This window comes from Burkholderia sp. HI4860, assembly GCF_002223045.2.
In the GTDB taxonomy this organism is placed as follows: domain Bacteria; phylum Pseudomonadota; class Gammaproteobacteria; order Burkholderiales; family Burkholderiaceae; genus Burkholderia.
On the sequence record NZ_NKFO02000001.1, the window covers coordinates 330,791 to 343,648 of the forward strand.

The following is a 12,858-nucleotide window of genomic DNA, read 5'->3' on the forward strand; positions in this document are numbered from 1 at the left end:
GATTCTCGTCTCGGGGGACCGCCGGCAAACGTGCCGGCAACTCGTCGGCCGGCCGCCCCGCGGGCGCCTGACCTTGCGTGGAGAGCATTATTCAAAGGGTTGCAGCCGGGCGTAAAGCGAGATTAAATTGATATGTGATGAGTTTTTGGAATTATCAGCCGCTGCCCTGCTCCGCATTCCGCCTTGTGCCGTACGGGCCTGATCGTCAGACGAATCGAACATCATGCGTAAATTCAAGATCCCCAACATGGGCGCGCTCGTGGCTTTCGAAGCCGCCGCGCGCCACGAAAGCTTCACGCACGCGGCCAAGGAGCTGTTCCTGACCGAGAGCGCGGTATCGCGCCAGATCGCGACGCTGGAAGCGAGCCTCGGCGTGCGGCTGTTCGCCCGCGTGAAGCAGCGCGTCGTGCTCACGCGCGCCGGCAAGCTGTACGGCACCCAGGTGCGCCGCGCGCTGGAAGCGCTCGACCGCGACACGCTGTCGATCATCGCGCACGGCAGCGGCGGCGGCTACCTGGAGCTGGCGGTGCTGCCGACCTTCGCGTCGCACTGGCTGATCCCGCGCATCAAGAGCTTCTACGACCGCACGCCCGACGTGCGCGTGAACATGGGCAGCCGCACCGACCTGTTCTCGTTCGAGGACACCCACTTCGAGGCCGCGATCCACTACGGCAAGCCGACCTGGCCCGGCACGTCGTCCGACTACCTGTTCGGCGAGGAAGTCGTGCCGATCTGCTCGCCGGCGTTGCTCGACGGGCCTGTGCACAACGTCGAGGACCTGCTCGCCTACCCGCTGCTGCACTCGACGACGCGCCCCGGCGCGTGGGCGCAGTGGTTCGAGACGCACGGCGTCGAGGACATCCGCACGATGCAGGGCGTGCGCTACGAGCTGCACACGATGCTGATCAGCGCGGCCGCGGCCGGGCTCGGCATCGCGCTCGTGCCGAAATTCTTCGTCGAGGAACAGCTGCAGCAGCTCGGGCTGGTGGTGCCGTGCGATGCGGCAACCGTCGGCGATTCCGCGTACTACCTCGTGTATCCGACGGAGCTCAGCCACAGCAAGCCGCTGGAGCTGTTTCGCGGCTGGCTGCTCGAGCAGGCGAGCGCGTATGCATCGCCGGATCCCGATGCGGATGGCGACGATCTGGAGGACGACGAGGACGTCGAGTAACGGCGCGGTCGCGCCCGCCTTATGGCGCGGCGGCCTCGCACGCATGTCGCGTCGGCGGGCTGGCCGTCACGACCTTCACCAGCCGCGCATGATCGGGCTCCTCCAGCCCCGGGCACACGGTTTCCAGATCGCGAATCACGAGCGTCGCACGCCCGTCGAAGCGGCACACGTCTTCGGGTTGCGCCGCCGGCAGCCGCAGACTGCGCCGAGCATCGCGCTGGTTCGTGAACCGGATCACCCCCGCGCGTTGCGAACGGTCCGGCAGGCGCCGCGCCGATGCGTCGTCCTCCTCGAACCACACGTCCTCCCCACTCTCTTCGTCGCCGTAATCCACCGCGTAACGGCCCGACAACGTGATCGCCCGGCCGACGTACACCGAATGGCATTCGGGTTCGGCGTCGGCCGGGATCGTCTGCGCGTGCGCCGCGGCCGCGCCGCAAGCCAGCCACAACACGGCGCACAGCACGCGGGCGCGGCCGGTCAGGTTCGATACATCAATCGATTGGCGGATCATCGGCAGTGAGGGGCGGGTCATCATGACGAAGCCCCGCATTGTCACCCGGCGCATGCCTCACGTGCATTACATGTGCCACTTCACCGTGGCGGTCAGCGTGCGCGGGTCGCCGGGCATGTTGTACAGATCCGCATTGCCGTGCGCGGCGATGAAGTAGCGGCGATTGAACAGGTTGTCGAGCGTGAGCGTCACGTCGACTTTCTTGCTGCGATAGCCGGCGCCCAGGTTGAACACGGTGAACGACGGCAGCGTGACGAGATCGCTCGCCGACGTGTAGCGCGCCGACTGGAACTGCATGCCGGCCGCCGCGTAGAAGCCGTACGGCAGCTCGCGCTTCACCCACAGGTTCGCGCTGTGGCGCGGCATCAGCCCCGGCGTGTTGCTCGACACCGCGACGCCGGCCGCCGTCGATTGCGCCGAGCCGTCGACCGTTCCGTTCAGGTACGCGTAGCCCGCATACACCGACCACTTCGGCGCGATCTCGCCGGTAAAGCCGAGTTCCATCCCGTGCACGTGCTGCGTGCCGATCGGCAGCGCATAGCCGGGATTCGCCGGGTCGCCGATCTGCTGGTTGGTCTGGCGCATGTCGAACAGCGCGACGCTGGCCGTCGCCTTGCCGCCGAGGTCGAAGCGCGAGCCGACTTCATACGCGGTGGTCTTCTGCGGCGCGAGCGCGGCGCCGTTCGAGAATGCGCCCGAGCTGATCAGCGTATCGGCCAGCGGCGAGAACGACTGGCTGAACGAGCCGTACAGCGTCAGCCAGTCGAGCGGTTCGTAGATCAGGCCGACACGCGGGCTCCACGCGTGATCGGTGCGATCGAGGTTGACGTTCGACGACGTGTAGTCGTGACGGATCTGGTTCAGGTAGTCGAAGCGCAACCCCGCGAGCACCTTCCAGTGCTCGGTCAGCGAGATCAGGTCCTGCGCATAGACGCCCGCGAGCCCGACGACGGTCGATGCGTTCGTCTTCGCCCGTGCGCCGGTCGGCACGCCGGGCAGCACCACCTGCTGCGGATTGAACAGATCGTAGGTCGCGACCTTCGACACGCTGTAGATCGTGTCGAACTTCTGCTGCTGCGACAGTTCGAGCCCGTACAGCAGCTCGTGACGCATGCCGAACAGCGACGTCTTCTGCGTGAGTTCGAACAGGCCGTCGATGCCGTGGTCGGTGCGCTGGCGCGTCGATTGGTCGAGCGTGACGACCGGATGCGCGGCCGTCTTGATCGGCTCGTACGTGACGTAGTTCTTGCGTTCGAGCGAGAAGTCGTACGCGCGGATCGCGCCGTGGAACGACAGCGAATCGTTGAAGCGATGATCGAGCGACACCGTCGCGCTCTTCGCGGAGACGTCGTTGTACGAACTGTTCGCCGCGTCGGCCGAGCCGTAGAACGTGTTGATCGGCACGTCGACCGGCCGGCCGAGATACGCGGGCAGCCCCTGGTCGGACGTGCGGCGGTCGTGCAGGTAGTCGAATTCGACGTTCAGCACCGTGTTGCTGTCGAGCTTGAACTGCGCGGACGGCGCGATCGCCTGGCGGTTGAGCTGGAACTGGTCGCGGAAGCTGTTCGAGTTTTCGGCCGCGCCGGTGATGCGGAAACGCGCCGCGTCGTTCGCATTCCAGCCGAGGTCGAATTCGCCGCGCCGCTCGCCGCGCGTGCCGAGCGTCACGCCCACGTCGCGCACCGGGTTCGCTTCCGGCCGCTTCAACACGCGATTCACGATGCCGCCCGCCGAGCCGCGGCCGTACAGCACGGCCGCCGGCCCCTTCAGCACTTCGACGTGATCGACGTTCGACAGGTCGCGATAGTAGAGCGCATCGTCGCGGATGCCGTCGACGTACTGGTCCGTGATGCTGTTGAAGCCGCGGATCGTGATCTGGTCGCGCTGGCCGTCGCCGACCGAGAAGCCGACGCCCGGCACGTTGCGCAGCGCATCCTGCATCGACGTCGCGTTCTGGTCCTCGATCACCGCGTGCGGCACGACGTTCACCGTCTGCGGTACGTCCATCAGCGACATGTCGGTCTTGGTGGCGGCACGCGAGCGGCCGCCGTCGTACGACGCATGCTCGGCGGTCGCCTTGACCGAGATCGCGGGCAAGGTCGCCGCGGCGTCGCTCGCCTGTGCGAAGGAGGTGCGTGCGCCGGCCAGCGACGTGGCGATCAGCAGCGCATGGCAGGCGCTCTTGTTGAGTTTCATCGTTGAAGTAGAGGCTGAGGGAAAACGGCGAACGGAAACGCAGCCGGCCAACGCGCGAACCACGCGGTGAATCGGGCTGGCGACAGACTTTCCGTGAACAAGCAGCGGCGCGCAGGGATCGCCTCGTCGCGCCGACGGGCCGTGAACGGCCGGCGCGGGTGGCAGCCGGCCGGCAGGACCGGCACGAAAGAGGCCATGACGCTCCGTCACGGCTCGTAACGGAGCGAAATATTAAACGAGAATGATTCGTGTTTTTAGTTAATTTTTAACGTGTCGCCTGCCCGCAACGTGCAGGCGCGTGGCGCTCTGCATTCCTGACGAACACCTTTCTGTTTTATCCCTTTACGCGATTTGCCGTAAACAAAACGAAAGAAATTCTTCGCCCGCATCAGGTGACGAAGGGCCAGGTAACAGGCGGGATTCGGGAGACGACGACGAAAGGACTGGAGAGGATCACGAAGCATCCGTCGAAGCGAACGGCGCATATTCGAAGTCCGGTGCGCGCCGGACCGGGCAACCCCGACCCGGCGCTCCGGGCAGCCGACCTCGCATCGGCAGCGCGGCGGACCTTCTTTCGTTCTTCACTACATATGCTCTCAGGCTCACTTCATTTTTTTCTTCGCCGCGCCGGGCCATTATCCGCTGAAACCGGCCCGTTTGAAACGTTTGCGCGTGCTGTTGGCGCCTTATACCAAGGATTCGGAAACAGTCTTTCCAAATGCTTTCAACGCCTGTGGGACGGTTCGGCAATTCTTGCATTCGCGCCGGCGTTCCTTTTTAATGGAACTGGTTCCAATCGTTGAATCGGTCAGGGCCAAGCGTGACGTGTCGTCGTCCGCGCGTCATGATGCCGATTCAGGATCGAGGATCTCCCCGCTCAGGATTCGCATCGCCCGTCCTTCCCGGACACCCCGTCAAACGAGACCGTCATGCCCGATTCCGCCTCCCTGCAGCAGCTGTTTCCCGCCTTTCAGGACATCCCCGCCGAGTACAGGCTCGCCTCGCCGATTCACCAGCGCGTGTCGCTCGTCGACGGCGCGTTACGGCCGTGGGACGGTGCGACCAAGACCGTGCTGTCGCCCGTGTGCGTGCGACAGGCGGACGGCAGCGTCGAGCAGGTCGAGATCGGCAGCTACCCGGTGATGGGCGAAACGGAAAGCGACGCGGCGCTCGACGCCGCGGTGCGCGCGTACGACGCCGGCCGCGGCGAGTGGCCGACGATGAAAGTCGAGCAGCGCATCGCGTGCATGCAGGACTTCATCAAGCGGATGGTCGCGCAGCGCGAGCTGGTGGTGAACCTGATCATGTGGGAGATCGGCAAGAGCCTCGCCGATTCGCAGAAGGAGTTCGACCGCACCGTCACGTACATGACGCAGACGATCGACGCGCTGAAGGAGCTCGACAACGCGAATTCGCGCTTCGTGATCGCCGAAGGCACGATCGGCCAGATCCGCCGCACGCCGCTCGGCGTCGTGCTGTGCATGGGCCCGTACAACTATCCGCTGAACGAAACGTTCGCGACGCTGATCCCCGCGCTGCTGATGGGCAACACCGTGGTGTTCAAGCCGCCGCAGTACGGCACGCTGCTGTTCGAGCCGCTGCTCGAAGCGTTCCGCGACGCGTTCCCGAAGGGCGTGATCAACACGATCTATGCGCCGGGCGCGGTGGTCGTGCCGCATATGCTCGCGTCGGGCAAGATCAACGTGCTCGCGCTGATCGGGTCGAGCAAGGTGGCCGACCACCTGAAGAAGCAGCACCCGAAGTCGCACCGGCTGCGCGCGATCCTCGGCCTCGACGCGAAGAACGCGGCGATCGTGCTGCCCGACGCCGATCTCGACCTCACCGTGAAGGAATGCCTGCTCGGCGCGCTGTCGTTCAACGGCCAGCGCTGCACCGCGCTGAAGATGCTGCTCGTGCATCGCTCGATCGTCGACGAATTCCTGAAGCGCTTCACCGCCGCGCTCGAACAGCTGAAGATCGGCATGCCGTGGGAGAAAGGCGTCAGCATCACGCCGCTGCCGGGCATGCATCGCACGGCCTACATGACGGATGCGATCGACGACGCGAAGGCCAAGGGCGCGCAGGTCGTCAACCATTCGGGCGGCGAGTTCAGCAAGACGCTGTTCTATCCGGCTGTCGTGTACCCGGTGTCGGAAGGGATGAAGCTGTATCGCGAGGAACAGTTCGGGCCGATCATTCCGGTGGCGACGTTCGACGACGTGGAAACCGCGCTCGACTACGTGACGACGTCGGATCACGGCCAGCAGGTCAGCATCTTCGGTTCCGATCCGGCGCAGATCGGCGCGCTGGTCGATCCGCTCGTGAACCAGGTGTGCCGCGTGAACATCAACTGCCAGTGCCAGCGCGGGCCCGACGTGTTCCCGTTCGCGGGCCGCAAGGATTCGGCGGAAGGCACGCTGTCGGTGAGCGACGCGCTGCGCGCGTTCTCGATCCGCTCGATGGTCGCGGCAAAGCAGACCGACAGCAGCAAGCAACTGCTCGATTCGATCGTGTCGGATCATTACTCGAAGTTCATCAATACGGGTTTTATTTTCTGAAGCGCGCCGTTCGTAAAAAAGCCGCTGCACACACCCGTGCAGCGGCTTTTTAACGCCTGCGCGTCACTACGCCCGAACCGGGAACGTCAACGCGTCGAGTTCCAGCGGCCCACCGGTCAGCTGAACCGGGCCTTCATCGCCGATCAGCACCGTATCGGAATGACGGAAGCCACCGACACCCTCGATATAGATGCCCGGCTCGATCGTCAGGCACATCCCCTTCTCGATCGGCCGGTCGTAGCCTTCGGCGAAGAACGGCGCCTCGTGCGCGGTGACGCCCATTCCGTGCCCCGTCCGGTGCAGCAGCCGGTCGCCCATTCCCGCGCGGCGGAAATAGTCGTTGACCTTGCGATCGACGTCGCTCAGCAGCGCGCCGGGCACCGCCACGTCGAACGCGAGCCGCCGCCCTTCCGACATCACGTCGAACGCGCGTCGCGCCGCGTCAGGCACGCGGCCGAGGAAGAAGGTCCGCTCGACTTCCGCGCCATAGCCGTTCATCACCGCATTGACGATCGACACGTGCGGGCCGCCCTCCTCCATCCGCATGTCGATGTTGCTGAAGTTGTGCGGATCGTGCGACACGCTGCCCGGCTGGAACACCGCGACGATGCGCGTCGCCAACGGGTTCAGCGTCGGATCGTCGGCCAGCAGCCGCTGCATGATGAAGCCGCGAATGCGCGACGACACCTCCGCCATCCCGAGGCCCGGGCGCGCTTCGTTCAGCAGCAGGTTGTGCGCATCGGTGGCGATCCCGCACGCATACACGTGGCGGCCGATCTCGTAGTCGGACTTGATCATCCGCACGTCGTCGATGATGTCGATGCATACGCGCTCGCCCGGCGTCTGCGCATAGACCTGCAACGGACACACCGATTCGACGCCGACACGCTCGCCCGCCCCGAACAGCGCCTTGAACCGGTCGCTCCATTCGCGCCTGGCCGGCGCCGGAAATTCGAAATACGGAATCAGCTCGAGTTCGCCGATCGAGCGCGTCCGAACATGCGGCTGCTCGAGCTGCGGCACGACGAACTGCGGCGGGCCGCTGCGCGAAATGACCAGCACGAACGGCCGCTCGTGGACGATGTTCGCGAAGTTCGTCAGGTAGTAGATGTTGTCCGGCGAGAACGCCACATAGCGATCGAGGCCGGCTTCCGCCATGCGGGCGCGCACGCGCTCGAGGCGTCCTTTGAGTTCCGCCTCGCTGGGCGGCGCAAACGTAGGGGTGAATTCCATGCGTGACTTCTCCTGTTGAGGGTGACGGGGCGGCCGATCATTTCTACGCCTCCATAGAGCGACATTTCATTCGTTATCCTCTATTTCAACGCTACGGATCGAAACCGAATCCGGCTCGCTTATTCGCTCGGCATGCGTCGAAACCCGAGCAGCGCGACCAGGCTCACGACCGACATCGCGACGATGTACAGCGCCGGCGACGCCTTGTTGTGCGTGGTCGCGATCAGCCACGTGACGATCAATGGGGAAAAGCCGCCGAAGACCGTCGTCGGGATGTTGTACGACACCGCGAGCCCGGTGCTGCGCACCGCGGCCGGGAACGCGCGCGCGGCCAGCGCGGGCACCAGCCCGACGAGCACGCCCATCGGCGCAGCGGCGGCGGCCTGCATGATCAGCAGGTTGCGCAGCGACGGACTGGCGATGACCCACATATAGAGCGGCAGCGTGATCGCGGACAGCACGACGATCGCGGCGGCGACCATCGCGACCGGCCGACGCCAGACGTCGCCGAGCAGGCCCGCGAGCGGCGCGATCGCGACCATCACGATGCCGGCGACCGTCGTGCTCATGAACGGCGCGGACATCGGCAACCCGAGCTGCTTCACCGCGAACGTCGGCATGTAGATCAGGTACATGTAGAACGCGGCGGTACTGACGATCGTCACGCCGATCGCCGCGAGGAACGACGCGAGGTGCTCGCCGAACAGGCGCTTGAGCACCTGCGCGACCGGCAGCGCTTCGCCGTGCACGAATGCATCGGTTTCCGACACGCTCCTGCGGATGTAGAAGCCGACCGGGCCGATCAGCAGCCCGACCACGAACGGCACGCGCCAGCCCCAGCTTTCGAGCTGATGCGGGCTGAGCGACGTCGTCAGGATCGTGCCGATCGTGCCGCCCAGCACGATGGCCAGCATCGTGCTCGCCATCTGCAGGCTCACGAAGAAGTTGCGCCGATGCGGCGGCGCCTTTTCCGCGAGGAACGCGACGGTGCTGCCGAATTCTCCCGATGCCGCGAAGCCCTGCACGAGCCGCGCCAGCACGAGGATCGTGGCGCCGAGCCAGCCGGCCTGCGCATACGGCGGCGCCACCGCGATAGCAGCCGTGCCGGCCAGCATCAGCCAGATCGTGACGGACATCGCCGCCTTGCGGCCGTACCGGTCGCCGTACAGCCCGAGCACGACACTGCCGAGCGGCCGCACGACGAACCCCACGCCGAAGGTCGCCGTCGCGAGCAACAGCGATCCGACCGGCCCGGCCACCGGGAAAAACAGCCTCGCGATCACGCTGGCGAAATAGCCGTAGATCACGAAGTCGAACCATTCGAGCGCGTTGCCTGCCGCGGCCGCCGCGACGTTGCGCATCGTGCCTGCCCGTTCCGACGGCTGCGCCGCAGCCGAAAGGCGATCGAGCGCGATGGCGCCCGCCGGATTCACTGCATCCTCTTTCATCGTCTGTCTCCTCCCGCTGCTGGCTGCAGTGGTTTCGTGCTCATGTTCGATGCGCACCGTTACCGCGTCCAACGGATTTCCAGAATATGATCATCACCAACGTGAATAACGGTGCGAGCGCGGCGCGCGACTTCGTCGCGGCGCCAGCCAGCTCTCAGCAAGGGCAAACGCGACCTTGCGCGAACGGCCCGCGGCCCGGACACTTGCCGCCACGACGTTCCGGCTCCCGACGTCACGCGCGGGATGCCGGCACCCGAATGGGAGATGTGCGATGAAGGATGTGTTCCGCCAGCTCGACCTCAACCTGCTGCGTGTGTTCGCGGCATTGATGGCCGAAGGCAACGTCACGCGCGCCGCCGAACGGCTGGCGCTTTCACAGTCGGCGGTCAGCAATGCGCTGCGCAGGCTGCGCGAGTCGCTCGACGACGTGCTGTTCGAGAAAACCGTCTCCGGTGTGCGGCCGACCGCACGGGCGCGCGAGCTGTGGTCGGCGGTCCAGCCGCACTTCGACGCATTGAAGCAGGCGATCTCGCCCGACCAGTTCGACCCGCACGAACATCGGGGCACCTTCACGATCGCGATGTCGGACTACTCGGTCGAGCGCATCATGCCGCGCCTCGCGCAGTACATGGGCACGCATGCGCCGTCGATGCGGATCGAACTCACGCCGTTCAGCGTCGCCGACTTGCCGGGCATGTTCGACCGCGGCGGCGTCGACCTCGCGATCGGCGGCTACCTGAACGACTCGAGCCCGAGCAGCGGCGTGCGCACGCACGAGATGTGGCCGATCCACTGGAGTTGCCTGATGCGCAAGGATCACCCGCTCGCGAAGGGGCCGCTCACGCTGAAGCGCTTTCTCGCGGCGCGGCATCTCGACGTCGGGTTTTCCGGCATGCGGGTGCCGGTGTACGACAGCCTGCTCTCCGCGCACGGCCTGCAGCGCAATCTCGTCCTCACGCTGAATGCGTACTCGCCCGCGCTGGCGATCATCCGCGAATCGGACTTCATCGGCGTGCTGCCAACCACGCTGCTCGATCTGTCGATCCACGAAAAGGAACTGGTGTCGCGGCAACCGCCGGTGCGCATGCCCGCGCGGCCTTACTGCGTGATCTGGCATCAGCGTTGGGACAGCCATCCCGCGCACCGCTGGCTCCGGCAGACGATCGTGTCGCTGTTCACGCGTCCGGCGGAGCAGCCGGGTAATGCCGTGCGTTCGACGGCCCGGCGCACCAACCGCTAGACGCGCGGGCCTGCCGCGTCAGACGTTCGACACCAGCAGCCTGATCCCCGCCACGCCGAACACGACGGCAAGACACGCTTCCATCGCACGCCGGCCGCGCACGTACAGCCGGCGCGCGCCGTCCATCGAGAACACGAGCGCGTAGCCGCCGAACACCAGGCACCCGATCACGATGCAGCCCGGCACGACGGCGCCGTGCGACGCGCCCGCGCCGTTCGACGACAGCGCGACGATCGATACCCACACGAGGATCGCTTTCGGATTGGTCAGGTGCAGCATCGCGCCGCGTACATAGAAGCGCGACAGCCGCTGCTCGCCCGCAGCGTTCGTCGACGCCGCCGCGTTGCCGGACCACGCCGTGCGCCCCGACTTGAACGCGAGCCACAGCAGGTACAGCCCGCCGAAAACCTTGATCGCGACCAGCAGCTTCGACCACGCGAGCAGCGCGGCCGACACGCCGAGCGCCGCCACCGTCGCCCAGCACATCGACCCGGAAATGACGCCGAGCGCGAACGCGAGCGCCGCCTTGCGGCCCTGGTTCGCGGCGACCGACATGATCGCGAGATTGCTCGGCCCGGGGCTGGCCGTCCCGATGAAATAAGCCGTGTAGGCCAGCAGCAGGTTGGCCGAGAAGAAGGCGTGGACGCTCATGTCGAACCTCGCAGGGATGATCGGGGCATTGTTGGCAAACGCGCGCCGTCTGCCCATGGACAATTGGCCGACAAATCGCTGGGCCAGTTGGACGGGGCGCGCAACCGCGTCGCCACGAGTCAATCCGTCTCGGATTTGAAACACCCGTCACATTCGCCGGCAGCTTTCGCCGAGCATGGCGGACGTCCTGTCCTGCCGCTTGCGCCGGGCCGCACGCTTGACAGGCGCAGGCGGCACGCGCGGGCCGGCCCGTTTCGTCAGATGGCCGGGGAACGCGCCACGCAATTTATCCCGGCGTTACGTTACATCCGTGAAGCATTTCGCGTCGGCGAGCCGCTCCGCGGACTCGATGTGCATCGCGCCGCGCCGGTAGACCGCCTCCTCGGTCCCCTCCGCCCCCCAATACCGGCGGGACTCGCGGCCCGCGTCGCGTCGCGGCTCAACAATACTCAACAATCGTCTCGCGCCGCTGGTACGAAACCTGCATCCCGTTCAGGTAACCACCGCGCCGCTCTCCGCGCGGACACGAACCCACCTCGGGCGCATCCAGCGGACACGCCCGAACGATCCGAGCAAGTAACGAGGCCCTTCATGGATGCACTGCCCAATTCGTCCGACACGTCGTTCCAGCTCTTTCTCGCGAAGGTGCTCGAACAGCCGTTGCCCGACTGGACCGAAAAACAGCAGATGGAACTCGAGATGGCACGCTCGCTGTCCACCGAAATGGTTCAACTCGCCGAGGACATGCGCGGCCGCACGCCCGATCTCGCGCGCTGCCTCGTGCTGCTCCGCTACGCGAAGGTGCTCGACTTCATGCTGACGTCGCTCGCCGCGCACCGCGACATTCATCCGCAGACGCTGCGCACGCTGTTCCGGCTCGCGAACCTGAAAGTCGACGATGCGTATCCGGCCTGAGCCGGCGCACTGCATCGGCTGCCGCGGGCGTCACGCACCGCCGCGGCGGCCCTTCCCCGATTCGCGGCACACGCATGCCCGATGACCTCGCCGCATGATCCCCCGGAACCGGCGATCCCGACTGGCCCGCGCACTCGGCGCGTTCGTGAAACACGACGGCCGCGACGCGCAGAAGCCGCTCGACCCGAACGATCGCCGCGACGATCGCGACGGCGAGCGGACGATGCGGCGCGTGTCGCCGGCCGACCTGTCCGATCCGCTGGCCGACGCTGACGGCAGCGCCGACGACGCCGAGACTGAGGCCGAGGCCGAAGCCGGTTTCGCCGATGTGAGACGCACGCCGTGAACGCTGTCGATTTCGACCGGATCTGGCCGGCCATCTGCGAAACCCCTGCCTGGTCCGTGACGAAAGGCCAGGGCAGTTTTCTCACGTTCGAATTCGGGCAACCCGCGCTGCATGTGCGGGAGCCGCTCGCCGGCTCGCCCGGCCTGTCCGCGACGGCGCGGGACAGGCTCGCATCGCGGCACGTGACGGTGGCCGGCAACGGGCACCTGTGGATTTGCTACTGCCATTGGTCGATCGCGCTCGACGGCCACGAGCTCGCGCACAGCGAATCCCGATCCGGCGACATCGCGGCCGCCGCGCAACGGCTCGACGGGCAGATCCTGCAGTCGGTCACGCCCGGTGCCCAGCCGGGTTCGTGGACGTTCGATTTCGACCTCGGCGGCAAGCTGACGACCTGGCCGTACGGCGACGATCCGGCCGACGAACAGTGGCATCTGTACGACCGGCGCTCGGGCAACGTGCTGACCGCCCGCGCCGACGGCACCTGGTCGTATGGCCCGGCGAACCTGCCGCCCGGCAGCGAATCGTTCGGCGCCGAATAGCCGCCCGCGTGCTTTCGTCCGCTTCCGGCAGCGCGCCGGGCTGA

At 66.3% G+C, this 12,858-nt stretch carries 11 protein-coding genes; 6 read left to right on the forward strand and 5 right to left on the reverse strand.

Going from position 1 to position 12,858, the window contains the following annotated elements:
- The first annotated feature begins 223 nt into the window (after nucleotides 1-223).
- Nucleotides 224-1,171, forward strand: coding sequence for a LysR family transcriptional regulator (locus tag CFB34_RS01560; RefSeq protein ID WP_089443321.1), 948 nt, complete (start codon nucleotides 224-226; stop codon nucleotides 1,169-1,171).
- Nucleotides 1,172-1,190: 19 nt separating this feature from the next.
- On the opposite strand, the gene CFB34_RS01565 is transcribed toward CFB34_RS01560, so the two are convergent.
- Both CFB34_RS01565 and CFB34_RS01570 read right to left on the reverse strand, forming a co-directional pair.
- Nucleotides 1,191-1,709, reverse strand: a complete 519-nt coding sequence (locus tag CFB34_RS01565; protein WP_242808537.1) for a hypothetical protein — start codon at nucleotides 1,707-1,709, stop codon at nucleotides 1,191-1,193.
- A gap of 42 nt (nucleotides 1,710-1,751) precedes the next feature.
- On the reverse strand, nucleotides 1,752-3,881 hold the full coding sequence (locus CFB34_RS01570) for a TonB-dependent siderophore receptor (protein ID WP_089443322.1): 2,130 nt from the start codon (nucleotides 3,879-3,881) through the stop codon (nucleotides 1,752-1,754).
- Nucleotides 3,882-4,810: 929 nt separating this feature from the next.
- Here CFB34_RS01570 and CFB34_RS01575 point away from each other — a divergent pair.
- On the forward strand, nucleotides 4,811-6,439 hold the full coding sequence (locus CFB34_RS01575; protein WP_089443323.1) for an NADP-dependent glyceraldehyde-3-phosphate dehydrogenase: 1,629 nt from the start codon (nucleotides 4,811-4,813) through the stop codon (nucleotides 6,437-6,439).
- A 66-nt stretch (nucleotides 6,440-6,505) separates the two neighbouring features.
- On the opposite strand, the gene CFB34_RS01580 is transcribed toward CFB34_RS01575, so the two are convergent.
- Nucleotides 6,506-7,672, reverse strand: coding sequence for a Xaa-Pro peptidase family protein (locus CFB34_RS01580; protein ID WP_089443324.1), 1,167 nt, complete (start codon nucleotides 7,670-7,672; stop codon nucleotides 6,506-6,508).
- 119 nt (nucleotides 7,673-7,791) lie between these two features.
- Entirely contained in the window at nucleotides 7,792-9,120 is a 1,329-nt protein-coding gene (locus CFB34_RS01585) for an MFS transporter (RefSeq protein WP_089443325.1), read from the reverse strand.
- 271 nt (nucleotides 9,121-9,391) lie between these two features.
- On the opposite strand from CFB34_RS01585, the gene CFB34_RS01590 reads away from it, so the two are divergent.
- Nucleotides 9,392-10,360: a LysR family transcriptional regulator gene (locus CFB34_RS01590; protein WP_089443326.1), complete on the forward strand. Its 969-nt coding sequence runs from the start codon at nucleotides 9,392-9,394 to the stop codon at nucleotides 10,358-10,360.
- Nucleotides 10,361-10,378: 18 nt separating this feature from the next.
- Here CFB34_RS01590 and CFB34_RS01595 read toward each other — a convergent pair whose 3' ends face one another.
- Nucleotides 10,379-11,011, reverse strand: a complete 633-nt coding sequence (locus tag CFB34_RS01595; protein WP_089443327.1) for a LysE family translocator — start codon at nucleotides 11,009-11,011, stop codon at nucleotides 10,379-10,381.
- Between the two features lie 591 nt (nucleotides 11,012-11,602).
- Here CFB34_RS01595 and CFB34_RS01600 point away from each other — a divergent pair.
- From CFB34_RS01600 to CFB34_RS01610, 3 genes are all read left to right on the forward strand, one after another.
- The gene (locus CFB34_RS01600; RefSeq protein WP_089443328.1) at nucleotides 11,603-11,926 is read left to right on the forward strand and encodes a DNA-binding protein; all 324 of its coding nucleotides are present in this window, start codon (nucleotides 11,603-11,605) and stop codon (nucleotides 11,924-11,926) included.
- 145 nt (nucleotides 11,927-12,071) lie between these two features.
- Nucleotides 12,072-12,272, forward strand: a complete 201-nt coding sequence (locus tag CFB34_RS01605; protein WP_242808538.1) for a hypothetical protein — start codon at nucleotides 12,072-12,074, stop codon at nucleotides 12,270-12,272.
- Complete coding sequence (locus CFB34_RS01610; protein ID WP_089443330.1) at nucleotides 12,269-12,814, forward strand: hypothetical protein; 546 nt, start codon at nucleotides 12,269-12,271, stop codon at nucleotides 12,812-12,814. Before CFB34_RS01605 ends, CFB34_RS01610 begins: the two co-directional genes overlap by 4 nt.
- Nucleotides 12,815-12,858 lie beyond the last annotated feature (44 nt).